Raw genomic sequence first — 22,735 nt, 5'->3', positions numbered from 1 at the left:
CCTTCGGGCCTTCACTCTGTTGAACCTGCCTCACTCGTAAAGGCAAGGGGCTCAGGTCTTCATGGACGATCAGAACAAGAATCTCATTCTCGCTGTAGCGCTCAGTATGCTTGTCATTCTGGGATGGAGCTTTTTCTTTCCACCACCCGCGCCAAGCCCGCAAGACCTTGCGGGAGCCACGCCGTCTGCAAGCCAGGCAACAGGCGATACAGCCAGCGTCCCCTTGGCCGCCACGGGCACCGAACCTGTCGTGACTGCAGAAGCAAAACCTGCCGTTGATGTGCCCCGTATCAAGATTGAGAACAGCCATGTCGAGGGCACGATTTCGCTCTTGGGCGGGCGTTTTGACGAGCTGAAGCTGAAACAATACCGCCAAACGCTTGAAACAGGCAGTGATATCGTTTCGCTCTTGAAGCCAACGGGTGCCGAAAGCGCTTATTACGCCCTTTACGGCTGGGCGCCCGGCGCGGGGCTGTCAGCCGAGCTCGTGCCCGGGCCGAATACCGTCTGGTCGGTTCAGTCCGGTAGCAGCCTCACCCCGACAAGCCCTGTTGTTCTGACATGGAGCAATGGTCAGGGGCTGACTTTCACACGCGAGATCAGCCTTGATGAAAACTATATGTTTACCATCACGCAATCGGTTGCAAACACCGGCACCGCATCTGTGAGCCTCGCCCCTTACGGGACGATCGCGCGTCACGGCGAGCCTGCTGATCTCAAAAACTTCTTTATCCTGCATGAAGGCGCGATCCGCCATGTTGCAGGCGAGCTGACAGAAACAGATTATGATGACTTTGAGGCCGCACGCAGCCATGAAGAACTCGAAGTCGGCGACAAAGGCTGGACTGGGTTTACCGACCACTACTGGATGACCACCTTGATTGTGGATCAGGCGGGCGCGAAAATCAGCACTTTCAAAGACACCACCCGCAACATTTTCCAAACGACCGCAAAGCATAAGACCGAGACGCTTGAACCAGGCCAAACCGCCGTGGTCTCCTCACGGCTTTTTGCGGGCGCGAAGGAGTGGGAAACCATCCGCAATTACCAAAACGAGAGCGGCGTCCCCAAGTTTCTGGATAGCATCGATTGGGGCTGGTTCTTCTTTATCACCAAGCCGATGTTCTGGCTGCTCCATTATCTTCACGTCATGATCGGCAACATGGGCTGGGCCATTATCGCGCTGACCTTTATTATCAAGCTCGTTCTTTTCCCCTTGGCTTACAAATCTTACGCCTCCATGGCGAAGATGAAAGAGCTTCAGCCGCAGATGGAAAAAATCAAGGAGCAGGCGGGCGACGACCGTCAAAAAGTCCAACAGGAGATGATGGCACTCTACAAGAAGGAAAAGGTCAATCCGGCCGCGGGCTGTTTGCCGATCCTGATGCAGATCCCTATTTTCTTCTCGCTCTACAAAGTGATTTTTGTGACGCTGGAATTGCGCCATGCGCCATGGATCGGCTGGCTGACAGACCTCTCCGCGCCCGATCCTTCAACGATCTTTAACCTCTATGGCCTGTTGCCATGGGACGCACCAGAGCAAGGCTCGATCTTGGCACTGATCTTCATTGGTGTGCTGCCACTGCTTCTGGGGATCACAATGTGGCTGCAGCAGAAACTGAACCCAGCGCCCACTGATCCGATCCAGCAACAGATCTTCGCCTGGATGCCTTGGGTCTTCATGTTCATGCTGGGAAGTTTTGCTTCAGGTCTTGTGATTTACTGGATTGCGAACAACACCATCACCTTCACCCAACAATATCTGATCATGCGCAGCCACGGTTACAAGCCCGATGTGTTTGGCAATATTCTGTCAGGGTTCAAGCGAAAGCCGAAAGACGCAGAATGACGCCACATATCACCCAGCTCTGGCGCTATCCCGTGAAGAGCCACGGACGAGAAGCGCTTGAGCGGGTGACGCTCACAGCAGGGCAAACCCTGCCTTGGGATCGGCTTTGGGCGGTCGCACATGACAGCTCGACGGCAGATGGCGCGGAATGGGTGCCCTGTCAGAACTTCTCGATCGGGACCAAAGCGCCAAAGCTCGCTGCCATAAATGCAGCCGTCAATGAGGCGACGGGATGTGTGAAGCTAACGCACCCCGAGCTTGGGACGCTTGAGTTCAACCCCGACCAAGACAGCGAGAGGCTGATCTCTTGGGCGGGTGGGCTTGTTCCGAAAGACCGTGCACAATCTGCACGGATCATTCGCAGCCAGTCTCGGGGCTTTACCGATACCGATTTCCCTTCGGTTTCGCTGATGAACATGGCCTCACATCGCGCCGTCGAAACCAAACTTGAGCACACGCTTGAGCCAGAGCGCTGGCGCGGCAATATCTGGCTTGACGGGTTTGCCCCCTGGGCCGAATTCGACTGGATGGGCAAAACCCTGCGCCTTGGTGCGGCGCGTATCCTGATCAAAGAGCGGGTTGTCCGCTGCAAACATACCATGGCCTCGCCAAAAACGGGCGAGCGCGATATAGACACGCTTGGCCTCTTGCGAAAAAACTGGGGCCATCAAGACTTTGGCGTATACGGCGAAGTGATAGAAACAGGCGACATACGCCTAGGCGATACAGCAGAGGTGCTTTGATGCAACTTCCCTTTCCACTGGCAGAGCTGCCTGATGACTTTGCCCGCGAAAAAGGGCGTAAACTTTTTGCAGGCGGCGGTGCCGAATTTGTCAAAGGCGTTGTGGCCATGTCGGGGTTGCCTGATGGCGACCGGCTCGAAGTGTGTTTTGCGGGGCGCTCCAATGTGGGCAAATCTTCGCTGATCAATGCGCTGACCAACCGCAAAGGGCTGGCACGGGCCTCAAACACACCAGGGCGCACCCAAGAAATCAACTTCTTCACGCTTGAGGACACCCATTATCTGGTCGATCTTCCTGGATATGGCTATGCAAATGCGCCTCTGCCAATTGTCGAGCGGTGGCAACGCCTGCTCAAGCAATACCTTTCAGGACGGCAAAACCTGCGCCGTGCTTTTGTATTGATTGATGCGCGCCACGGCGCCAAGGCTGTGGACGAAGAGATCATGAGCCTGCTCGACAGCTCGGCAGTGACATTTCAATGTGTGATGACCAAAGCTGACAAAGTCAAAGACGCCGACCGCGAGCGCTCGATTGAAGCCACGCGCAAGGCTTTGGCACGGCATCCTGCCGCTTTTCCCGAGATTATTATGACCTCAAGTGAAAAGGGCGACGGGATTGAGACATTGCGCGCAGTGATTGCGTCTCTGGTTTAAAACGGCCGCGCCGCTCATATCAGGCAGAGCATAAGCATTGGCTTGCGCCTCTGGCTGCGATGAGGTCAAATTGTGGAACGAACTTAAGGCAGACACATGAGAACCCAAGATATGAACCGAGACTGGATCGCCACGGCGCGCACACTCAACCAAGCGCTGCCCAACTTGCAGCGCTATACGGGCGCGATTGTTGTGGTCAAATTCGGCGGTCATGCCATGGGGGATGATGCGGCGATGGATGAATTCGCGCGCGATATTGTCTTGATGCAAATGGTCGGTGTGAACCCCGTGATCGTGCATGGCGGCGGCCCTATGATCAACGAAAAGCTCGATGCCCTTGGTATCAAAAGCGAGTTTGTAAACGGCAAGCGCGTGACAGATGCGGCGACTGTTGAAGTGGTTGAGATGGTGCTTTCCGGTCTTGTTGGGAAGCGCATTGTCCAAGCGATCAATCGTCAGGGCGGTAAGGCTGTGGGCCTGTCAGGCAAAGACGCCAATCTAATGATCTGCAAGCAAACCGACCCTGCACTTGGATTTGTTGGCACGCCTGATGAGATGAATCCTCAGCTTCTGCGCGATTTGTTTGAAAAAGGCACAATACCGGTGATTGCCCCTATCGGGGCGGGCCAGAATGGCGAGACATTCAATGTGAATGGCGACACAGCAGCTGGCGCGATTGCTGCGGCGCTTAAGGCCGACAGACTCTTGCTTTTGACCGATGTTGAAGGCGTCAAAAACAAAGCCGGCGATATTCTGACCGAACTCACGTCTCAGTCTATCCGCGACATGATCTCTGACGGGACGATCGCGGGCGGGATGATCCCCAAGACCGAAACCGCGCTTCTAGCCATAAAAGGCGGCGTGCGTGGCGTGGTTATTCTGGATGGGCGCGCGCCCAATGCCTGCTTGCTGGAACTCTACACAGAGCATGGCGCTGGCACACTTATTCGTGGGTGAGCAAACTCTGGCTTGTTTAACGACCTGATCAGGATCATATTCTAACTATGGAACATGAAGCGACCCTTCGGCTTATTATATTCGTTGGCTTGTTTGCGCTGCTTGCCGCCGCAGAAGCCTATCGCCCCCGCCGCGCACGTCAGGTGGCACGCAGCTCACGGTGGCTGACAAACTGGGGCTTTTCCCTGCTCAACACAGGCGCTTTGCGGCTGATGGCTTTTGGCCTTCCCTTGCTTGCTGTGGGCGCGGCCATGGACGCGGCGCAAAATGGCTGGGGACTTTTCAACGTGCTCGACTGGCCGAGCTGGCTTGAGATTGTTTTGGCTGTGCTCTTTTTTGATTTTGCAATCTGGCTTCAACATCTCATCACCCATAAAGTCCCCCTGCTCTGGCGGCTGCACCGCGTGCATCACGCAGATACCGAGATTGATGTAACGACTGCCATTCGCTTTCACCCCGTAGAAATTGCGCTCTCGATGTGTCTCAAAATCGGATTGGTCTATCTCTTGGGGCCCGCCGCAGTGGCGATCATTTTGTTTGAAATCATCCTCAACGGCACGGCCATGTTTAATCATTCCAATCTGGCGCTCCCCCGCTGGCTGGACCAATGGCTGCGGCTTGTGCTTGTCACCCCCGATATGCACCGCGTGCACCACTCGGTTCATCGCTCAGAGCACGACAGCAACTACGGTTTTTCACTTTCGCTTTGGGACAGGGTCTTCAGAACATATATCGCCGAGCCAAAAGACGGACATACAGAAATGAAAATCGGGCTTGAATGGCAAGATCCACGCCCATCCAAACTTGGCTGGAGCCTATGGCTGCCCTTTATGAAGCGCTGACCCCTGCGCCCGAGCAGGAGGCGCTTGCTGTCTTTGGCGCGCTACATGAGGGCGAGGAAACGATTGTCTTGCTTGGCCCGCATGAGCCAGGGTTCTGGGCTTGTTTCACGGCCACTCCAGAGTATCAGGACGGGCAAGCTGATCCGCTAGATCGTTGGTCAAAGCGGGTGATTGGCCGATTGGCCGCAGATTGGGGCGGTGCTCCGGTGTTTCCGTCTGACGGGCCTCCTTTTGCGCCGTTTCTGGACTGGGCGATAAAGACAGGACAAGCTTGGCAATCGCCTGTCGGTATGCTCGTTCATGCGCGCGCGGGGCTTATGGTCTCTTTTCGGGGGGCTGTACGGCTACAAGGCCGCCTTGTGCTGCCACCAACCAGTTCAAGCCCCTGTGAAAGCTGCACAGGCCAGCCCTGCCTGAGCGCTTGCCCTGTCGGCGCACTTAACAGCGGCATGGAGTATGATGTGCCCCGCTGCAAAGCGCATATAAAGAGCCTTGCTGGCACAAACTGCTTCAGCGCAGGCTGCCTTGTGCGCCGCGCCTGCCCTGTGTCTCAGGACTATGGGCGCCGCCCCGCACAGTCAGCATTCCACATGAGGAGCTTTTTGTGAGTCTCGAGTTCATTCTTATGCGCCATGCCAAGTCGAGCTGGTCTGACCCGCGCCTTCCAGACCATGACCGCCCCCTGAACGCCCGTGGTCGCGCCAGCGCAAAGGCCATCGGCACGTGGATGGAAGAGAACGGTTATCGACCAGAGCAAACGCTCTGCTCCTCTTCCGCCCGCACCCGCGAAACGCTTGATCTCCTCGCAGTTGAAAGCGAGGTGAGCTACCTAGAGGCTTTGTATCACGCGAGCGAACACAGAATGCTTCAACTGTTGCAAAACAAAGCCACAACCAAGAGCGTATTAATGCTTGGACACAACCCTGGCGCAGCTTTTTTGGCCCAAGCAATCGTGAAGACCCCTCCCAAGAGCGAGGCTTTTTCGCTCTTCCCGACAGCCGCCTGTTTGGTTGTCAGGTTTGATGTGGAACGTTGGCAGGATGTTCAGTTTGGCACCGCTCACGCAGAGGCGTTTGTCGTGCCACGAACACTTTTGAACCAAGCCTAGCCATTTTATGTTTGGCATTTGCGGCCCCGTGACGGCCCCAAAGCTTATAGTCGTTTCACAGTCACCACATCGCGAATTCCGTAGCCGTTAAACCGCGTGGCAATGGCAAGAGAATAGGCGCCCATACCCGCAAATAAGAGGTAGTCCCCTTCCTGAATGTTCTCAGGCACAGCCAAAGGCTCAGGCAGGCAATCAAGGCTGTCACAGGTTGGACCAAAAATGGTTCTGCTTTGGTCAGGCCCAGATTTAAGCGCCCCTTCAGGCGAAAAACACATAATTCGATTTGAGGGCGAAATATCACGCCACTCGGCAAAACCGCCATAAATCCCGTCATTCAAAAACACAGTGCCATCCGGTCGGACAGCTTTTACACAGGCAGCAAGCGAAAAACACTCCGCAACCATCGCCCGCCCTGGCTCACAGACCAGCTGGGGCGGCACGCTGAAGGCCTGATCTGTGGCAAGGTTAATCTCTTTAAAAATAAGGTCCAGATTAGGCGCTATGCCACTTCGATGCGAGGCAAAGCCACCGCCCACATTCAGGCGCTCGGGCGCGACACCCGCTTGCCACGCAATCTCGCTTGCGGCCCGAATATACTGGCCCCACGCTTGCGGGTCGTCGCATTGCGTTCCAGGATGGAAGGTCAGAGCAGGCCGGTAGCCGGCGGCCGCGACAGCGCGCAACAGCTCCACAGCCGCCTCAGGCGTTGCGCCAAATTTTGCGCCAAAATCATAATGCGCGCCTTTGACAGGAAGCTTGAAACGCACAGCAATCTCTTCGGCCGCGTGAGATGGCGCACCCAATTTAAACAACTCACCCCCATCATCAACAGACCATGACCGAACTTGCGCAGCTTTGCCCGCCATCACTTCAGCACGAGAGCGCACAGGGTTGTTGTAATGCAAATCAGCCTTTGCAGAGGCGGCACGCACTTGCAAAATCTCTTCAGGACTTGCCACATCAAACCCGGTTAGCCCTGCGGCAACCAGGTTTTCAATCACTTCTGGCGCAGGATTTGCTTTAACCGCATAAGTGACCTGCCCCGAAAAGCTACGGCCAAATCGCTCGGCTTGCTGCCGCAAAACTGTCGGCGCAAAATACATCACAGGCGCTTCTGGCCGCTTCAAACCAATATGCGCTTGGGGGGTCTCAAATACGCCACGTTCAAACATTGTCATATCTCGCTTTTCTTTTCAGTCTCGCGCGAGAATTGGTCGATTTCACGTGGCATATCTGATATCTTAACGAAAAATAACTCCGAAATGACGACAGTATATGCAAAATGACGAGATAGACACCAAGCTGCTAAGCCTCCTCGCTGAAAATGCCCGCGCCCCCGTGGTCACGCTGGCCCGCCAGCTCGGGCTTGCGCGCACAACCGTTCAGGCCCGCATAGAACGTCTGGAGAAAACCGGTGCAATCAGCGGATATACGATCCGCCGCGGCATAGGCGGGCGCCCGGCCCTGCGAGCGACCGCACTGATCTCGATCGAGCCACGCTCTGGCCCATCAGTGCTCGCCCGCCTCAAAGCGCTGTCAGGCGTTGAACAGGTTCACACAACATCAGGTCGATGGGATCTGATCGCAATTTTGAGTGCTGCAACCACAGAACACCTCGACCAAACCCTTGATGACATTGGCGCTGCCAAAGGCGTGCGCAGCTCAGAAAGCCTTATCCACCTCAGCACAAAAATAGACCGGAGCTAAATCACCCCGTCTTTTTCTTTCTAAAAATATCCTGGGGGTGCGGGGGCAAAGCCCCCGCTTTGTTCGGATTTTCGCGCAGCGAAAATTCGAGATCAGATCTCAGCCAACCGTTTAAGAGCAGCCTGCATCAGCCCCTCTTCTTCTTCCCGTTCGGCAAGATTTGCACGCGTTTCCTCAACCACCTCATCAGGCGCGCTTGCAACAAACTTGGGGTTTCCAAGCCGCCCCCGCATTCCGCCAATTTCTTTGGCAAGTTTGCCAAGGCTCTTCTCAAGCCGCGTTTTTTCCGCGTCCACATCAATAATATCCGCAAGCGGCAGGCCAAACTCGGCGCCTGTCACGCTGAGCGCTGCAGTTCCCCTCGGGAACTCGGACACCACGTGCAGCTCATCCATTCGTGCAAGCTTCTTGATCAGCGCTTCGTTGCCCTCATAGGCGGCTGTGGCGTCAGCGCTCATATTGCGCACCACCACGGGGACTTTCAGACCCGCAGGCACGTGCATCTGCGCCCGCACAGAGCGGATTTCCTCGATCAGGCCGATCACCCAGTTCATTTCGTTGTCCGCCGCAGGATCCACAAGCTCATGGCCGTAGGTCGGCCAGTCGGTATGCGCCAGAATCTTATGACGTGCGCCAAGCGTGCCCCAAAGTTCTTCGGTGATAAACGGCATAATCGGGTGCAAAAGCACCACGCATTGATCAATCACCCAAGCCATAACGGCCTGTGTCTCGGCTTTTGTCGCCGCGTCCCCATCCAGAAGAAGCGGTTTGGAAAACTCGACATACCAGTCGCAAACCTTGCCCCAGACAAAGCCATAAAGCGCATTGGCCGCGTCGTTGAAACGGTAGGCTTCAAGGGCGCCGTCAACGGTTTCGCGCACCTTGGCCGTCTCGCCGATGATCCATTTGTTCACTGTTGCAGTGGCTTCGGGCACCGCGCCGTCAGAGCCGACAGCTTCGTTCATTTCCGCAAAGCGCGCGGCATTCCAGAGCTTGGTTGTGAAGTTGCGATAGCCCGTGATCTTCTGCTTGGAGAGTTTGAGAACCCCGCCCAAAGCCGCCATCTGCGCATTGGTAAAGCGCAACGCATCTGCACCATATTCGTCAACGATTTCAAGTGGATCTATGACATTGCCCGTGGTCTTGGACATCTTCTTTCCCTTCTCGTCGCGCACGAGCTGGTGCAGATAGACCGTGTGGAAAGGGATCTCTTTCACCACAGCTTTTTGCATCATGATCATCCGCGCGACCCAGAAGAAGAGGATGTCAAACCCTGTGATCAACACATCCGTCGGAAAGTAACGCTTCATCTCGTCGGTGTCTTCGGGCCAGCCCAAAGTGCCAATCGGCCAGAGGCCAGAGGAGAACCACGTATCAAGCACATCAGGGTCGCGGGTCAGCGTTTTGCCTCCCGATTTTTCAATCGCTTCGGCTTCTGTTGCGGCGCAATAAAACGCCCCGTCTTCATCATACCAAACAGGGATCTGATGCCCCCACCAGAGCTGACGCGAGATACACCAAGGCTCGATGTTTTCGAGCCAGTGATAGTAGGTCTTCTCGCCTGATTCAGGCATGATTTTGATCTCGCCAGAGCGGACGGCTTCAAGCGCGGGGCCAACCACTTTTTCGGCATCCACAAACCATTGATCGGTCAGCATCGGCTCGATCACCACTTTGGATCTGTCGCCAAACGGCTGCATGATCGGCTTGTTTTCAACATACGGAATGAGGCGGGTGAGGCTCTCACCCTCCTCCTCATAGGTCTCTGTCGTCATGACAGCGAGACCCTCTGCTGTGATCTGTTCTACCACAGCTTTGCGCGCCTCAAAGCGGTCCAGTCCGCGCAGCTCTTCGGGCACCAGATTGAGCGCATCTGCTTCCGAAATACTGAGCACTTTCAGCCCCTTAGACACGTCCATCGCCACCGCAGCCGCCTCGTCATAGCTGGCGCCATCAGCGCGCATCGCGCCCTTGGTATCCATGAGACGATAGAGCGGAATACCCGCCCGTTTGGCAACTTCGTAGTCGTTAAAATCATGCGCGCCCGTGATCTTCACAGCGCCCGAGCCAAAGCTCATGTCAGGGTATTCATCTGTGATGATGGGGATGAGGCGGCGGTGTTCTTTTGGCCCAACCGGAATTTCGCAAAGCTGGCCCACAATAGGCGCATAGCGCGCATCATCAGGATGCACGGCCACGGCCCCGTCGCCCAGCATTGTCTCGGGACGGGTGGTGGCGATCGAGATATAATCGCGCTCCTCAGAAAGAGTCACATTGCCGTCTTCGTCTTTCTCGACATAGGTATAGGTCGCCCCCCCTGCGAGGGGATATTTGAAGTGCCACATATGGCCCGCGACTTCAATATTTTCGACTTCCAGATCGGAAATCGCCGTCTCAAAATGCGGGTCCCAATTGACCAGACGCTTGCCGCGATAGATCAGCCCTTGCTCATACATCTCAACAAAAACCTTGATCACGGCATCGTGGAAATTGGGCGAGTTCTCATGCCCGACACGGGGGTCGCCCTCGGCGCCAGCCATGGTAAAAGCGTTGCGATTCCAATCACATGAGCAGCCAAGGCGTTTGAGCTGTTCGACAATCGTGCCGCCGTATTGCCCTTTCCACTCCCAGACTTTTTCAAGGAATTTTTGCCGCCCCAGCTCGCCCCGTGTGGGCTGGCCTGTGGCGGCCAACATCTTCTCGACCTGCATCTGGGTCGCAATGCCTGCGTGGTCCTGCCCCGGCTGCCAGAGCGTGTCAAAGCCGCGCATTCTGTGCCAGCGGATCAAGATGTCCTGCAGGGTGTTGTTAAAGGCGTGGCCCACGTGCAAAGCCCCTGTCACATTGGGCGGCGGGATCATGATTGTGAAGCTCTCGTCGCGCGAGCGGTTGGCCCCTGCGGCAAAGGCACCTTGGGCTTCCCACATTGCGGAAATGCGCGGCTCGGCTTCGCTTGCGTTAAATGTCTTTTCCATCGCCATGATCATCTGCCCTATATTGGGGGTGGTGTGTTGCCCACGGTCTAGCGAATGCGCAGGCAAAACCCAAGGGTCAAAACGGCGCGCCGCCTTGCACGCGCACAGAGCAGCGCACGCTCGTTAACCTTTTGCAAAACGGCTGATTCTAGGGGGGTGAAAAGCGTGCACAACCCGTGCACCATGCGTGCACCGCCTGACTCTCCACTTTGTTAACAGAAATTAACTTAAGGCAGCGTGCGCTGCGGCCCTATCGGGCTAGAACTTCGGGGCGCGGTTTTGCATATTGGCCGCGATCACTTCCATCTGCTCGGGCTTGCCGATGAGGTCTGTTTGCTCGCGGCTTTCCGCCAAGAGGACAGCGTCCTCAGAAGCCCCGCTCTCGGCCAGCGCGATGAGCCGCTTTGCGGCGCGAATAGCGGCGGGGCTTTTCGTCGCAATCGTCGCAGCAAGGGCCTCGGCCGCCGCGAGCGGCGTGTCCGACAGCTCAGTCACAAGCCCCCACTCCAGCGCCTGCGCCGCGCTCACCGGCTCGGCGGTATAGGTCATTTTGCGGATCACATCCGAGCGCGCGAGCGCGGGCATGAGGACCATCCCGCCCATATCGGGCACAAGCCCCCATTTCATTTCCATCACCGCCAGTTTCGCATCAGGGTGCGCAATCCGGATATCAGCGCCCAGTGCAAGCTGGAACCCGGCGCCATAGACCGCGCCGTGAAGGGCTGCGATCACAGGCACAGGGACGCGCCGCCAGACCATCACCAGCTCTTGAAAGAGGTTGGTGTTGCCAAAGTCGCGCGGCATGATCCGCGCTTCGGGGTCGCCTGCGGCCAGCACAGCGAAGCTCGCCACATCAAGCCCCGCACAAAAGGCGCGCCCCTCGCCTGCAAGCACAACCGCGCGGAGCGTTTCTGTCTCAAGAAGCGCCTGCCCCGCCGCGACGAGCGCCTCGGCCATCTCGATATCAACCCCATTCATCTTGTCAGCGCGGGTGAGCGTGACATAGGCGATATGATCTTTGATCTCGGTGGTGACGCGGGGCATAGGGCAAACTCCTCTTTTGTCAGAATGCTAGCCCCGCGGCGCATTTCGGGAAAGCCTAACGCAGCGGCACGCGCCAGCTTGCCCCCCGTCGCATAGGGCGTTTGGTCTGGCGGGCCGTCTGCGCTCACAAGCCCACTTGCCGCCGCGCCCCGCTTTGGCATAGTCAAGAGCCATGACACACACACGTTTTACAAAGCTCGCCGAGAGCCTGCCCGCCACCGTCCCTTTTGTCGGCCCCGAAGCGCAGGAGCGCGCCAGCGGCACGGCCTTTCAGGCCCGTATCGGCGCGAATGAAAACGCCTTTGGCCCCTCGCCCCGCGCGCTTCTGGCCATGGCCGAGAGCCTCAAAGACATCTGGATGTATGGCGAGAGCGAAAACCACGATCTGCGCGCAGCACTGGCGGCGCACCACGGTTGCGGCCCCGAACATATCATGGTGGGCGAAGGGATCGACGGGCTGCTGGGCTATCTGGTGCGCCTGATGATCGAGCCGGGAGATGCGGTTGTCACATCCGACGGTGCCTATCCGACATTTAACTACCATGTCGCGGGCTTTGGCGGCGTGCTGCACAAGCTGCCCTATCGTGACGATCACGAGGATCTGCCCGCCCTTCTCAAGAAGGCCCGCAAGACAGGGGCGAAGCTGGTCTATTTTGCCAACCCTGACAATCCGATGGCCACATGGCATCGCGGCGCGGATGTGCTCAAGGCGCTTGAGGGCCTGCCCGAGGGCTGTCTTCTGGTGCTCGATGAAGCCTATATCGAATTTGCCCCTGAGGGCACGGCGGCCCCGATCGAGATCAATGATCCGCGCGTGATCCGTATGCGCACCTTCTCCAAAGCCTATGGTCTGGCGGGCGCGCGCGTCGGCTATGCCCTCGGGGCCGCCCCGCTCATCCTCGCCTTCAATAAAATCCGCAATCACTTTGGCATGAACCGCACCAGCCAGATCGGCGCTTTGGCCGCCCTTCAGGATCAGGACTACCTTGCCCAGACCCGCAGAAATGTCAGCGCTGCGCGCGCGCAGATCGCCGAGATCGCGGCGGCGAACGGGCTGGTGAGCCTGCCCTCGGCTGCCAATTTCGTGGCCATTGACTGTGGGCAAGATGGTGCCTTTGCCAAAGCGGTGCTCGACGGGCTGATCAAACGCGGCCTCTTCGTGCGGATGCCCTTTGTCGCCCCGCAAAACCGCTGCATCCGCGTGAGCTGCGGCACAGAGGCCGATCTCGCCGCCTTTGCCGCCGCCCTGCCAGACGCCTTGGCCGAGGCCCGCGCGCCCTAGCTCTTTCTTTTTGCCTTAAATATCCAAATCACGCAGCCTCCACAGGCGCCAGATCACTTAAGGCATAACCCCATCAGCCAAACATAAGGGGGCGCGCCAGCGGCCCGCCCCCTTGGGCGATGCACGAAGTGCAGCGCAACCCCTGTCTAGATCAAAGACACCGCAACCGCGGCGATCAGCAGCCCGGCGCCAAGTTCAAGCGCAGCCGAGAGCCTGAGGCCAGAGGCGCGCCCCGCGACAGCGCCAAAGGCGCTTTCACGCATCACAACCGAAAGCACCGCCACCAAAACCGTCACACTTGCAGTGCCAAGCCCCATGACAAAAGCCCCAGCAATGCCGACCCAGTCGATCCCGAGCCGCCATGTCAGGATCAAAAGGAACAGCGCGCCTGTGCAGGGGCGGATCGCCACCGCGCCGATCACCATGAGCGCGTCGCGCAGGCTGTGCACGGCGCCGGCCTCTTGTGCGCTCGGGCCATGCTTGTGGCCGCAGCCACAGCTGCCGTCAGCCTGATGGCCATGGCCACGGTGCTGCCATATCCCGTAGAGCTTGCGCGCCCCGCGCAGGGCAAGCCAGAGACCCACCAGAGCAATCGCCATATAGGACGCCGGCGCGAGCCAGTCTTCGGCAAGGCCCGTCATCGCCTCGCGTGTGAGGCCCAGCAGAAAGACCCCCGCATAGACCAGAACAACCGCCGCCGCCGCTTGGCCGAGGCTTGAGAGCACTGCGAGGCTCGAGAGCCTGACCACGGGCACACGCCGCGCCGCGCCGTAGCCGCCAATGATCAGTTTGCCGTGGCCCGGGCCTGCGGCATGAAAGAAGCCATAGGCAAAACACAGCCCCATGAGGCCCCAAAAGGCGCCGGGCTCGCCCGCTTTGAGCGCCCGCAGGAGGCCCGCCATGGCGGTCTGGACCGAGCGTTGGCCCTCGGCCGCCCATGCCGAGAGGCTTGACGCGCCACCAGCCACCCAAAGCCAGAGGGCAAGTGCCGCCAGCGCGGTAAGGGTCAGGATCAGGAAGGGGGTGCGCATTGAACTATGATCTCATCTGCAAAATCTTCGCCGACTTCAGGGTAGTCGGCTTCGGGGTCATCCATGCTCTCGCCCATCAGGCCCATCACCTTTTCAGTGGCCGCAGTCACATCGGCTTTGATCACTTTGGCTTCGCAACCTGCGGGCAGATCTACGCCGAGACCAAGGTCATAGGCGGTGTAATATGTGGGATCAAAGGCCTTGAGGCTGAAGGTTTGGGCGGGTGTTGCGAGGGCGCGGTAGTGGCGCGAGACAATCTCGCCTTTCTCAAAGCCTGTGCCAAGGCTTTCGGGCGGGCCGAGCGGCAGTTTGCCGTTCGCTGTTTGGGCGTAGAGATCGCCTTCAAAGCCCTCGACCCAGTTCAGGTCAAACCCGTCCAGTTGCTGTTGTTCGCTCGGGGTGAGGCGTCCGTCAAAATCGTGATCCAGCTCCATATCCTCCAGCACGAGAAGCGAATAGAGCGCATCATAACGCCATGTCACTTCAACGCCTTTGACCATGCCACCCTCAGCGCGCACGAGCTTGAGGCCTGTGGAGACAAAAATATGCGGATGCGCCGTGAGGGGCGTCGCCAGTGAGGCCGTGAGCAGCGCGAAGGCAACACCCAGAGTTCGCATCAGTCTTTCCTTGCGCCTTTTGCTCTTGCCTTGAGGGCCAAATATCATCGCCAGAACCTTTAAGGGGCAATCCGCCGCCTCGCAATGGGAGGGGCAGAGGCTTGGCAAGAAAGCGCCCGCCCCCCGCAGTCAGCCACAGCCTCAGAGCGCAATATGGCGAGCACAGCGTCGCAGCCGCAGGTTTTCTGACCGAGTATAGGGGGAGCTTTGTGCCTTTATTACCCTGAAAATTAACCAAATTTTAATCTTTAAGCATTGTAGAATTTACAGAGCCTTCAGACTATGGCAATGTTTGCGCGTTAAAGCGCCGACCATAAGGCGCGGCAAACAAAAGGCGAGTGACGTTGGTAAGTTTCGATTTTTCTTTGTTTCGTGAAAACCTTCTTTTCCATATGAAGTCCAAAAACCTAAAGGCAGCCCAGCTTTCAAAGATGGCAGGGCTCAATCCGCGCGCGGTAAAGGACATTGAAGAAGAGCGGATCAAAAACCCGCGCATTCAAACGGTCCTGGCGCTGGAGGCGGCGATGGAGCTGCCGTTTGGCAAACTCCTTGGCAAATCCATCGACGAAGTCGACGGCGAGCTTCTCAGCCTTCTTGGAGAGCTTGACGCAGCAACCCAGAAACAGCTTCTGATGACTCTTCAATCTTTGTCGTCGACGAAAACCCATTCTCTTTAAGCTTTAAAAGAAAATTCAGCCTCATTTCCGGTGTGGTCTTTGCAAGCAACTCTTTGAAGAACTGTGGCTCCGCTGACCACTTGGCAGAGTCTGGGTTACTGTCTTGAAGTATGTTTGGAAAATTTGACATTTGCCTGACTTTCTTAGTGCTCGATCACTTTATCGAAACGACTAACTTGCTAATGTCCCCGAGGTCTTAATCGCTTAAGTTGACTCTAAGATCAATAATAAGTTTGCAAATTGCTCAAAAAACTTGCGTTTCGCTTCGTTTCGTTGGCGGGTTTTTCCCTGCTCTTTGGCTGCTTTCTGGCGGGGTTTTAACAGTCTGCCCCACCCCCAGTGGTCACTAATTATGTTTTTTTACACATACCACGATCAGACCTCTGGCTCAAGAAACTTACAATAATTTAACACATCTGTGAGCGATCAACCGCCGCCACCTTGGGGAAAACGCTTCCAAAAGAGGTCGTTACACCCTTGTTTTCGACCGAGCATATGAAGCCAGAATGCAACACCGCTTCACTGAAGACAACTTTGCCAAACCTCGAATTGTTGAATTATGTGAGAAAACACAATATTAACGCCGAGGGTTGTAAGAGGCAGAACTATGTTCGCAAACACATCACTCAAGTCAAAACACTCCGCGCGCAGCGAAGGGCTGCTTGCACGGCTGATCCGCGCTGCGGGCGTGCGGAGCGCGAAAACCGCGCGATTTGCGCAGCCAGATGGAAACCTTCTGGACGATTTATTTGCCGAAGCAGGACGGCGCGCCTCCGCGCCGGTGTTTCAAAAACCGCGTCAAACCGCCAAGGTGTTGTCTGAGTTTGACAGCCTGCGGCGTGGGTTTGTCTATGTCTTTGCCAACCCGTCCAACCAGACCCAAAACCTCAAAATCTGGCTTGAGGACACTTTTGGCGCGAAGGTTATTTTTGTTTATGAATGTGCGATTTATCAGGAATGGCTGCAAAGTGCCAAGATAGATGCGAGCATGATTTTCGTCGATCAGGACAGCTTTGAGGGCGATGCGCCGAGCTTCTCGCGCTTTATGACCTCGCTGAACCGCGAATGTGAGAACAAGCCTTTGGTGGTGTTGTCGCGCGATGCGACGCTCAACGACTTTGCAGATGATAACGAAAAAATCTGGGATGTGACATTGAAAAGCCCGCTGTCAAAAACAGCTTTGTGGCTGGGTATCAATGTGGCTCTGGATTATGCAGAACGGCGCCAATAACGCTGTTTCGGCGGCGGGCCATGGTCTGCTCGACGTGGCCCGCCAGCCTTGAATTGACCTCCCCTGTCGTGCGTGTCACGGATATGGCAAGCCATGCCAGCAAGGGGAGCGGAATATGAGAGCGCTACTGCAACGCGTCAGTGAAGCCCAAGTCAAAGTCGACGGAGCCGAAATCGGCGCGTGCGGGCGGGGGCTGATGATATTGGTTTGTGCCATGCAGGGCGATACGGCGGAAGACGCCACGCGGCTGGCGCTCAAAATTTCCAAACTCAGGATCTTTACCGACGCGGCGGGCAAGATGAACTTTTCGGTGCTTGATATTGCGGGGGAGGCGCTTGTGGTGAGCCAGTTTACGCTGGCAGCAGATACCTCGCGCGGCAATCGCCCCGGCTTTTCGGCGGCGGCCCCGCCCGAGGAGGGCAAGGCGCTTTATGAGGGCTTTGCGCAGGCTTTGGCGGCGCTTGGTGTGCCTGTGGCCACGGGCGAATTTGGCGCGGATATGAAAGTCTCGCTGATCAATGACGGGCCTGTGACGATCTTTATGGAAAGTTAGGCCAAGGCCGCGGCGGCGGCATCTAGAGCGCCCGATCCGCGCGGCACATTGAGCGAGGACAAGGCCGCCTCGATGCTGCCAAGCGTGCCCATGACCATCTGTGCATTGATATGACCCATATGGCCGATGCGGAAAAATCCGTGGCCCTCAGGGTCTTGGGGCGTGGACATTCCGAGACCGATGCCAAGGGTGAGGCCCGCCTCGCCTTCTGTCCATTGGCGCAGGCGCAGGCCGTGCTCTGCCCCGATATGCAGCGCGGTGACGGCTGTAGAGCGGTGCGCGCGTTCGGCCACATTGAGCGTGAGAGGGCCATCTTCGGCCCATGTTTCACAGGCGGCCCAGATCGCCTCAGCCATGCGCGCATGGCGCGCCCAAACGGCCTCCATGCCTTCGGAGTGGATCATTTCAAGGGCGGTTTGCAGCCCGTAGAGGTGATGGGTGGGGGCTGTGCCTGCGAAATACTGCCAGAAAGCCTGCGGATTGGCGCGCGGGGTCCAGTCCCAATAGAGGCTGACGCGGGGCATGGCGGCGCGCACGGCGGCGGCTTTCTCGCTGAAGAAGACAAAGCCGAGACCGGGCGGAACCATGAGACCCTTTTGGGAGGCCGCGACCATGACATCAACGCCCCAAGCGTCCATTTCAAAGTGATCACACCCCAAAGAGGCGATACAATCGACCGCGAGGAGCGCATCATGGCCTGCGGCGTCGATGGCGGCGCGCAGCTCGGCGATATTGTTTTTCACCGAGGTCGAGGTGTCGACATGGGTGCAGAGCACAACTTTGATTTTGCCGCCCGTGTCGGCGCGCAGCGCAGCTTCTAGCGCTTCGCCTGTGGCGGGGGCCTTGAGGCCGCAATCCAGCGGGATAACTTCGGCCCCGAGGCCTTGGGCGACTTCGGCCCAGCCCATACCAAAGCGGCCATTGAAAATGCCAAGGGCCTGATCGCCCTCGGCCAGGATATTGCTCAGCGCGGCTTCCCAAGCGCCGTGGCCGTTGGCGATATAGATTGTGGCGTGCTGCTCGGTGCGCGCCACGGCTTTGAGGCCTGCGATCAGCTCGGGCATCATATCGGGCAGCTCGCCTGCGTAGATATTGGGCGCAGCGCGGTGCATGGCGCGCAAAACGGCATCGGGCATCACAGAGGGGCCAGGAATGGCCAGATATTCACGTCCACCTGATGCTGACATTATGCTCTCCTTTGCCGCTTTCGGGGCGACTTTAGACCCATGTTGCGCCGCGTCAACACCGCTTGAGCGCCGCTCTCGGGCGCGCAAACCTTGCCAGCCCGCCCGCCCTTCTCTAAACGCATGGGAAAGGCAACAAAGATTGGCCCCTGATGAGCGACACTTCAAACCCGAGTGACAAACTGTTTGGCTGGCTCTGGCGCAGCTATCTCAAGCGCTTTACGCCTTATCTGCTGATTGCGCTGATGTTTATGATCCTTGAGGGCTCAATGCTCGGCGCGCTGAGCTACATCATGCGCCCGATGTTTGACACGGTGTTTATTGCGGGCAATGAGACGGCCATTAAGTGGGTCGCTCTAACTATTTTCGGTATTTTTGCCTGCCGCGCCGTCTCGGCCGTGGGGCAGAAAGTGACGCTCGCCTATATCGTGCAGAAGATGGCGGCGGCCCTGAGGACAGACCTTCTGGCCCATATCATGCGCCAGGACGGGGCCTTTCATCAGACCCATCCGCCCGGCTTTCTCATTCAGCGGGTGCAGGCCGATGTGATGGCGATCAATGATGGCTGGCGCGCGCTGATTATGGGGGCGGGGCGCGACTTTATCACGCTTGCGGTGTTGATGGGCGTGGCTGTTTCTGTCGATTGGAAGTGGACGCTTGTGGCCCTTATCGGTGCGCCTGTTGTTCTGGCGCCGACGCGGCTTGTGCAGAAGTTTGTCCGCCGCCGTGCGCGCGAGGCGCGCGATCTTGGCGCCAAGCTTGCCACGCGGCTTGATGAGGTGTTTCACGGGATTGTGCCTGTGAAGCTCAACCGTCTTGAGCGCTATCAGAGCGAGCGCTACGGGGCGCTGACCGACAAGCTTGTGAAAGCCGAAGTGCGCGCCCATGCAGGCAGCGCTGTTGTGCCCGGGTTGATTGATATTATGTCGGGTCTCGGCTTTGTCGGGGTCTTGGTTTACGGCGGCTCCGAGATTATTGCCGGCGATAAGTCTGTCGGGCAGTTCATGTCGTTCTTTACGGCCATTGGCTTTGCCTTTGAACCGCTGCGCCGTCTTGGGGCGGTCAGCGGGCAATGGCAAATCGCGGCCTCAGGGATCGAGCGGCTGCGCGAGCTTCTGGAGATGGAGCCGAGCATGACCTCGCCCGAAACTCCGAAGCCTGCGCCCAAAGGCACGCCCGAAATTGCGCTGCGCGATGTAACGCTGGCCTATGGCGACACCACGGTTTTGAAAAGCGCGAGTCTGTTTGCCGAAGCGGGCAAGACGACCGCGCTTGTGGGCGCGTCGGGGGCTGGAAAATCAACCATTTTCAACCTGCTGACGCGGCTTGTGGACCCTGACAGCGGCAGCGTCACGCTGGGCGGCGTCGAGACGCGCGATATGACGCTGGAAGACCTGCGCGGGCTGTTTTCTGTGGTCAGTCAGGACGCGGCGCTGTTTGATGAGACCTTGCGCGAGAATATCCTTTTGGGGCGCACAGATGTGTCTGAGGCGCGCTTGAAAGAGGTGATTGAGGCGGCTCATGTGGCCGACTTTTTGCCCCAGCTCTCTGACGGGCTGGAGACGCCTGTCGGGCCGCGCGGCTCAAGCCTCTCTGGCGGGCAGCGCCAGCGGGTCGCGATTGCGCGGGCTTTGCTGCGCGATACGCCGATTTTGCTTCTGGATGAGGCGACATCGGCGCTGGATGCAAAATCCGAAGCCGTGGTGCAAGAGGCGCTGGAGCGGCTTTCCAAGGGGCGCACGACACTTGTGATTGCCCATAGGCTCTCAACGGTGCGGGACGCGGACAAGATTGTTGTGATGGAGGCTGGGCAAGTTGTCGATGAGGGCACCCATGAGGCGCTTCTGGCGGGCGACGGGCTTTATGCGCGGCTGCATGATTTGCAGTTCAAGACGAACGGCCAGACCGCCGATACAGCTGCGCTAGCGCGGCAGGGTCGGCGCCGCAAAAAAACCGTAGCAAAAGCCACAGATTCTGCGCACCGCGCCGCACCCAGCCTTCTCTCTCGTATTTTTGCGCGTCTGTCAGGGCGGTAAAGCCAAGCGGCATGAGCTGCCCGCGCAGAGCACGGGCGAGCGCGACATCTTCCATGAGCGGCAGTTCGGGATAGCCGCCCGCCTCGGCGAGGGTTTCGGCGGCGACCAGCAGCGCTTGGTCGCCATAGGGCAGCCCGAAAAGGCGCGCGCGCAGATTGGCCCAGCCCGCCACAAAACGCGGGGCAAAACCACGGGCGGCAAAGGCGAGCTGGCCATAGCCTGCTTTGGTCGGGGCTGACGTGATATGGTCAAGCAACGCCCTGCTCCAGCCCGCCTCCAGAACGGTATCGGCGTGCAGGATCAGAAGCCAATCGCCCTGCGCCGCTTTCACGCCACGGGCGATCTGCCCGCCGCGCCCTGCGGACCCTATAAGCCAAAGCGCGCCTGCGGCCTCGGCTATGGCGGCTGTTTCGTCCGTTGAGCCGCCATCCGTCAGGATCAGCTCGCGGATCAGCCCTGCTTCAAGCCCCTCGCCCAGCGCGCCAAGGCAGGCCGGCAAGCCAGCCGCCGCATTGAGCGTGGGAATGATCACCGAGACGGGTGCGCGCATGAACTGGCCCTTTCGTTTGCCCTCGCCTCCCCTATATTACGCATAAGCGCGAATGGGGAGAGCAGCGATGAGCCGCGAGATACTGAAAATTACGGGGGAAGACCGCGAGCACTTCTTGCAGGGGCTTGTGACCAATGATGTGGAACGGCTCAAGGACGGGCTGGTTTATACCGCCATGCTGACGCCGCAGGGCAAATACATTGCCGATTTCTTTCTGGTTCCTGCCGAGGATGCGATCTTGCTGGATGTGGACACGAGCCTTGCGGCCATGCTGACGCAGCGCCTCACGATGTATAAGCTGCGCTCCAAGGTCAGTATCGCGCCATCGGGGCTATGGCTGCACCGTGGCTTGGGCGCTGTGCCTGAGGGCGGGTTTGCTGACCCGCGCCATGAGGAGATGGGCTGGCGGGCGTATCGGGACGCGCCGCAGGGCAAGGACGGTGTCGACTGGGACGCGCGGCGCATCAGGCTCGGTGTGCCCGCGACAGGCAAGGAGCTGACGGCGGACAGTTTTATCCTTGAGATGGGCTTTGAGCGGCTCAATGGCGTCGACTTCAAGAAAGGCTGCTATGTCGGCCAAGAGGTCACCGCGCGGATGAAGCACAAGACCGAGCTGCGCAAGGGGCTGGCGCGGGTGAGCGCTGCGGAGCCACTCAGCGAGGGGACCGAAATTGTCAGCGGCGGTAAGGCGGCGGGCACGGTTCTGAGCGTGGCGGGGACTATGGCACTGGCCTATCTGCGCTTTGATCGGGCGGAGGCGGGGCTTGAGGCCGAAGGCCAGAGCCTAAGCTTTGAGCGTTTGGAGTGACATAAAAAAGCCCCCGCCAGAGGCGAGGGCTTTTACGGGCGCGGCGCGAGGCTTTAGGCGCGCTCGGAATATTCCATCGTGTCGGTGTTGACGATGATCGCCTCATCCTGCCCCACAAAAGGCGGGACCATGACTTTGACACCGTTTTGCAAGATCGCGGGCTTGAAGCTGTTGGCCGCTGTCTGGCCTTTGACCACTGGCTCTGTCTCGGCGATCACACAGGTGACTTTCTGTGGCAGGGTCGCATTGAGCGCTTCGTCGTCGTGGAACTCGACAAAGATTGTCATGCCGTCTTGCAAGAAGGGGCGACGCTCGCCGAGGATCTCGGCATCAAGCTGAACCTGATCGTAGGTTTCTGTGTCCATGAAGATGAGCTGGCCGCTGTCTTCGTAGAGAAACTGCATATCTTTTTGCTCAAGGCGGACGCGCTCGACTTTATCGGCACTTCTAAACCGTTCGTTAAGCTTTGATCCGTTACGAAGGTTCTTCATTTCCACTTGAGCGAAGGCACCGCCCTTTCCGGGCTTGACGTGATCGACTTTGACAGCAGCCCAGAGGCCGCCGTTGTGCTCCAGAACATTTCCGGGGCGAATTTCGTTTCCGTTAATTTTAGGCATTATGGCAAAACCGTGGCAAAAGGTTGATCGGACTGAGGCGGCACCTATATCTTGGGGGAACCCCCTTGGCAAGAAAGCCATATATCGTGGTGCATTTGCTGAAAGATATGCATAAAACGCAAGGGAGCTATGCAAATTCTCCCTATCCGAATCGGAATAAAGCGGTCATAACGAGCCTCACGCCGAAAAAGACAAGAGCAAAAAACAAAGGACGGATCATGAGAGATTTCGTTGACGGCACGGCCTTCAATAACGAGCAAGGCAACCGTGC

21 protein-coding genes and 2 pseudogenes are annotated in these 22,735 nt (G+C 58.0%); 15 read left to right on the top strand and 8 right to left on the bottom strand.

The annotated features are described in order from the left end of the window. Nucleotides 1–61: 61 nt before the first annotated feature. The 7 genes from yidC to ACTF58_RS10285 all read left to right on the top strand — a co-directional run bounded on the left by yidC (nucleotide 62) and on the right by ACTF58_RS10285 (nucleotide 6,152). A complete protein-coding gene (yidC, locus tag ACTF58_RS10315) occupies nucleotides 62–1,849 on the top strand; it encodes a membrane protein insertase YidC (protein ID WP_438991889.1) in 1,788 nt (595 codons plus the stop codon). Continuing rightward, the gene (locus tag ACTF58_RS10310; protein WP_438991888.1) at nucleotides 1,846–2,592 is read left to right on the top strand and encodes an MOSC domain-containing protein; all 747 of its coding nucleotides are present in this window, start codon (nucleotides 1,846–1,848) and stop codon (nucleotides 2,590–2,592) included. The genes yidC and ACTF58_RS10310 overlap by 4 nt, the downstream gene beginning before the upstream one ends. Next, nucleotides 2,592–3,245, top strand: a complete 654-nt coding sequence (yihA, locus tag ACTF58_RS10305) for a ribosome biogenesis GTP-binding protein YihA/YsxC (RefSeq protein ID WP_438991887.1) — start codon at nucleotides 2,592–2,594, stop codon at nucleotides 3,243–3,245. Before ACTF58_RS10310 ends, yihA begins: the two co-directional genes overlap by 1 nt. A 96-nt stretch (nucleotides 3,246–3,341) precedes the next feature. Continuing rightward, on the top strand, nucleotides 3,342–4,202 hold the full coding sequence (argB, locus tag ACTF58_RS10300; RefSeq protein WP_438991886.1) for an acetylglutamate kinase: 861 nt from the start codon (nucleotides 3,342–3,344) through the stop codon (nucleotides 4,200–4,202). 47 nt (nucleotides 4,203–4,249) lie between these two features. Next, nucleotides 4,250–5,044 carry a sterol desaturase family protein gene (locus ACTF58_RS10295; protein WP_438991885.1) on the top strand — a complete coding sequence of 265 codons (795 nt, stop codon included), beginning with the start codon at nucleotides 4,250–4,252 and terminating at the stop codon, nucleotides 5,042–5,044. Then, the gene (locus ACTF58_RS10290) at nucleotides 5,020–5,652 is read left to right on the top strand and encodes a ferredoxin (protein ID WP_438991884.1); all 633 of its coding nucleotides are present in this window, start codon (nucleotides 5,020–5,022) and stop codon (nucleotides 5,650–5,652) included. Before ACTF58_RS10295 ends, ACTF58_RS10290 begins: the two co-directional genes overlap by 25 nt. After that, a complete protein-coding gene (locus tag ACTF58_RS10285; protein WP_438991883.1) occupies nucleotides 5,649–6,152 on the top strand; it encodes a SixA phosphatase family protein in 504 nt (167 codons plus the stop codon). The genes ACTF58_RS10290 and ACTF58_RS10285 overlap by 4 nt, the downstream gene beginning before the upstream one ends. 44 nt (nucleotides 6,153–6,196) lie before the next feature. Here the strand turns inward: ACTF58_RS10285 and ACTF58_RS10280 are convergent, their stop codons facing one another. After that, nucleotides 6,197–7,330: a type III PLP-dependent enzyme gene (locus ACTF58_RS10280; RefSeq protein WP_438991882.1), complete on the bottom strand. Its 1,134-nt coding sequence runs from the start codon at nucleotides 7,328–7,330 to the stop codon at nucleotides 6,197–6,199. Between the two features lie 97 nt (nucleotides 7,331–7,427). On the opposite strand from ACTF58_RS10280, the gene ACTF58_RS10275 reads away from it, so the two are divergent. Then, nucleotides 7,428–7,859, top strand: coding sequence for an Lrp/AsnC family transcriptional regulator (locus ACTF58_RS10275; protein ID WP_438991881.1), 432 nt, complete (start codon nucleotides 7,428–7,430; stop codon nucleotides 7,857–7,859). A gap of 92 nt (nucleotides 7,860–7,951) precedes the next feature. On the opposite strand, the gene ACTF58_RS10270 is transcribed toward ACTF58_RS10275, so the two are convergent. Next, nucleotides 7,952–10,840 carry a valine--tRNA ligase gene (locus tag ACTF58_RS10270; protein WP_438991880.1) on the bottom strand — a complete coding sequence of 963 codons (2,889 nt, stop codon included), beginning with the start codon at nucleotides 10,838–10,840 and terminating at the stop codon, nucleotides 7,952–7,954. A 252-nt stretch (nucleotides 10,841–11,092) separates the two neighbouring features. Then, nucleotides 11,093–11,878, bottom strand: coding sequence for a crotonase/enoyl-CoA hydratase family protein (locus ACTF58_RS10265; RefSeq protein WP_438991879.1), 786 nt, complete (start codon nucleotides 11,876–11,878; stop codon nucleotides 11,093–11,095). Nucleotides 11,879–12,050: 172 nt separating this feature from the next. Here ACTF58_RS10265 and ACTF58_RS10260 point away from each other — a divergent pair, with 172 nt between their 5' ends. Next, nucleotides 12,051–13,160 (top strand): pyridoxal phosphate-dependent aminotransferase, encoded by a 1,110-nt coding sequence (locus ACTF58_RS10260; RefSeq protein ID WP_438991878.1) that lies wholly within the window; start codon nucleotides 12,051–12,053, stop codon nucleotides 13,158–13,160. A gap of 146 nt (nucleotides 13,161–13,306) precedes the next feature. Here the strand turns inward: ACTF58_RS10260 and ACTF58_RS10255 are convergent, their stop codons facing one another. Then, nucleotides 13,307–14,191, bottom strand: coding sequence for a nickel/cobalt transporter (locus ACTF58_RS10255; RefSeq protein WP_438991877.1), 885 nt, complete (start codon nucleotides 14,189–14,191; stop codon nucleotides 13,307–13,309). Next, on the bottom strand, nucleotides 14,173–14,808 hold the full coding sequence (locus ACTF58_RS10250; RefSeq protein WP_438991876.1) for a DUF1007 family protein: 636 nt from the start codon (nucleotides 14,806–14,808) through the stop codon (nucleotides 14,173–14,175). Before ACTF58_RS10250 ends, ACTF58_RS10255 begins: the two co-directional genes overlap by 19 nt. 392 nt (nucleotides 14,809–15,200) lie before the next feature. Between ACTF58_RS10250 and ACTF58_RS10245 the strand changes: the two genes are divergently transcribed. From ACTF58_RS10245 to dtd, 3 genes are all read left to right on the top strand, one after another. Then, on the top strand, nucleotides 15,201–15,485 hold the full coding sequence (locus ACTF58_RS10245) for a helix-turn-helix domain-containing protein (protein ID WP_438991904.1): 285 nt from the start codon (nucleotides 15,201–15,203) through the stop codon (nucleotides 15,483–15,485). Nucleotides 15,486–16,092: 607 nt separating this feature from the next. Further along, nucleotides 16,093–16,716, top strand: coding sequence for a hypothetical protein (locus ACTF58_RS10240; RefSeq protein ID WP_438991875.1), 624 nt, complete (start codon nucleotides 16,093–16,095; stop codon nucleotides 16,714–16,716). A 115-nt stretch (nucleotides 16,717–16,831) separates the two neighbouring features. After that, nucleotides 16,832–17,269 carry a D-aminoacyl-tRNA deacylase gene (gene dtd, locus ACTF58_RS10235; protein ID WP_438991874.1) on the top strand — a complete coding sequence of 146 codons (438 nt, stop codon included), beginning with the start codon at nucleotides 16,832–16,834 and terminating at the stop codon, nucleotides 17,267–17,269. On the opposite strand, the gene ACTF58_RS10230 is transcribed toward dtd, so the two are convergent. Then, nucleotides 17,266–18,456 carry a pyridoxal-phosphate-dependent aminotransferase family protein gene (locus ACTF58_RS10230; RefSeq protein ID WP_438991873.1) on the bottom strand — a complete coding sequence of 397 codons (1,191 nt, stop codon included), beginning with the start codon at nucleotides 18,454–18,456 and terminating at the stop codon, nucleotides 17,266–17,268. The genes dtd and ACTF58_RS10230 overlap by 4 nt on opposite strands. Before the next feature lie 149 nt (nucleotides 18,457–18,605). On the opposite strand from ACTF58_RS10230, the gene ACTF58_RS10225 reads away from it, so the two are divergent. Continuing rightward, complete coding sequence (locus ACTF58_RS10225; protein ID WP_438991872.1) at nucleotides 18,606–20,489, top strand: ABC transporter ATP-binding protein; 1,884 nt, start codon at nucleotides 18,606–18,608, stop codon at nucleotides 20,487–20,489. Here ACTF58_RS10225 and ACTF58_RS10220 read toward each other — a convergent pair. After that, nucleotides 20,425–21,039 (bottom strand): annotated as a pseudogene (locus ACTF58_RS10220) (glycosyltransferase); the annotation flags it as partial. The gene ACTF58_RS10225 and the pseudogene ACTF58_RS10220 overlap by 65 nt on opposite strands. A gap of 67 nt (nucleotides 21,040–21,106) precedes the next feature. On the opposite strand from ACTF58_RS10220, the gene ygfZ reads away from it, so the two are divergent. After that, complete coding sequence (gene ygfZ, locus ACTF58_RS10215; RefSeq protein WP_438991871.1) at nucleotides 21,107–21,847, top strand: CAF17-like 4Fe-4S cluster assembly/insertion protein YgfZ; 741 nt, start codon at nucleotides 21,107–21,109, stop codon at nucleotides 21,845–21,847. Nucleotides 21,848–21,900: 53 nt separating this feature from the next. On the opposite strand, the gene efp is transcribed toward ygfZ, so the two are convergent. After that, the gene (efp, locus tag ACTF58_RS10210; RefSeq protein ID WP_438991870.1) at nucleotides 21,901–22,464 is read right to left on the bottom strand and encodes an elongation factor P; all 564 of its coding nucleotides are present in this window, start codon (nucleotides 22,462–22,464) and stop codon (nucleotides 21,901–21,903) included. Between the two features lie 65 nt (nucleotides 22,465–22,529). Here efp and ACTF58_RS10205 point away from each other — a divergent pair. Beyond that, a pseudogene (locus tag ACTF58_RS10205) lies at nucleotides 22,530–22,735 on the top strand (hypothetical protein); the annotation flags it as partial.

Origin of the sequence: Lentibacter sp. (assembly GCF_965657785.1) — a bacterium.
GTDB lineage: Bacteria > Pseudomonadota > Alphaproteobacteria > Rhodobacterales > Rhodobacteraceae > Lentibacter.
This window is presented reverse-complemented; position numbering and strand designations above follow the sequence as displayed.

Coding starts and splice junctions, on each gene's coding strand:
- ACTF58_RS10260 (WP_438991878.1), top strand. CDS start 12,051: ATGACACACACACGTTTTACAAAGCTCGCCGAGAGCCTGCCCGCCACC.
- ACTF58_RS10240 (WP_438991875.1), top strand. CDS start 16,093: ATGTTCGCAAACACATCACTCAAGTCAAAACACTCCGCGCGCAGCGAA.
- ACTF58_RS10270 (WP_438991880.1), bottom strand. CDS start 10,840: ATGGCGATGGAAAAGACATTTAACGCAAGCGAAGCCGAGCCGCGCATT.
- efp (WP_438991870.1), bottom strand. CDS start 22,464: ATGCCTAAAATTAACGGAAACGAAATTCGCCCCGGAAATGTTCTGGAG.
- argB (WP_438991886.1), top strand. CDS start 3,342: ATGAGAACCCAAGATATGAACCGAGACTGGATCGCCACGGCGCGCACA.
- ACTF58_RS10250 (WP_438991876.1), bottom strand. CDS start 14,808: ATGCGAACTCTGGGTGTTGCCTTCGCGCTGCTCACGGCCTCACTGGCG.
- yidC (WP_438991889.1), top strand. CDS start 62: ATGGACGATCAGAACAAGAATCTCATTCTCGCTGTAGCGCTCAGTATG.
- ACTF58_RS10310 (WP_438991888.1), top strand. CDS start 1,846: ATGACGCCACATATCACCCAGCTCTGGCGCTATCCCGTGAAGAGCCAC.
- ygfZ (WP_438991871.1), top strand. CDS start 21,107: ATGAGCCGCGAGATACTGAAAATTACGGGGGAAGACCGCGAGCACTTC.
- ACTF58_RS10290 (WP_438991884.1), top strand. CDS start 5,020: ATGGCTGCCCTTTATGAAGCGCTGACCCCTGCGCCCGAGCAGGAGGCG.
- ACTF58_RS10265 (WP_438991879.1), bottom strand. CDS start 11,878: ATGCCCCGCGTCACCACCGAGATCAAAGATCATATCGCCTATGTCACG.
- yihA (WP_438991887.1), top strand. CDS start 2,592: ATGCAACTTCCCTTTCCACTGGCAGAGCTGCCTGATGACTTTGCCCGC.
- ACTF58_RS10280 (WP_438991882.1), bottom strand. CDS start 7,330: ATGACAATGTTTGAACGTGGCGTATTTGAGACCCCCCAAGCGCATATT.
- ACTF58_RS10275 (WP_438991881.1), top strand. CDS start 7,428: ATGCAAAATGACGAGATAGACACCAAGCTGCTAAGCCTCCTCGCTGAA.
- ACTF58_RS10245 (WP_438991904.1), top strand. CDS start 15,201: ATGAAGTCCAAAAACCTAAAGGCAGCCCAGCTTTCAAAGATGGCAGGG.
- ACTF58_RS10225 (WP_438991872.1), top strand. CDS start 18,606: ATGAGCGACACTTCAAACCCGAGTGACAAACTGTTTGGCTGGCTCTGG.
- dtd (WP_438991874.1), top strand. CDS start 16,832: ATGAGAGCGCTACTGCAACGCGTCAGTGAAGCCCAAGTCAAAGTCGAC.
- ACTF58_RS10295 (WP_438991885.1), top strand. CDS start 4,250: ATGGAACATGAAGCGACCCTTCGGCTTATTATATTCGTTGGCTTGTTT.
- ACTF58_RS10230 (WP_438991873.1), bottom strand. CDS start 18,456: ATGTCAGCATCAGGTGGACGTGAATATCTGGCCATTCCTGGCCCCTCT.
- ACTF58_RS10255 (WP_438991877.1), bottom strand. CDS start 14,191: ATGCGCACCCCCTTCCTGATCCTGACCCTTACCGCGCTGGCGGCACTT.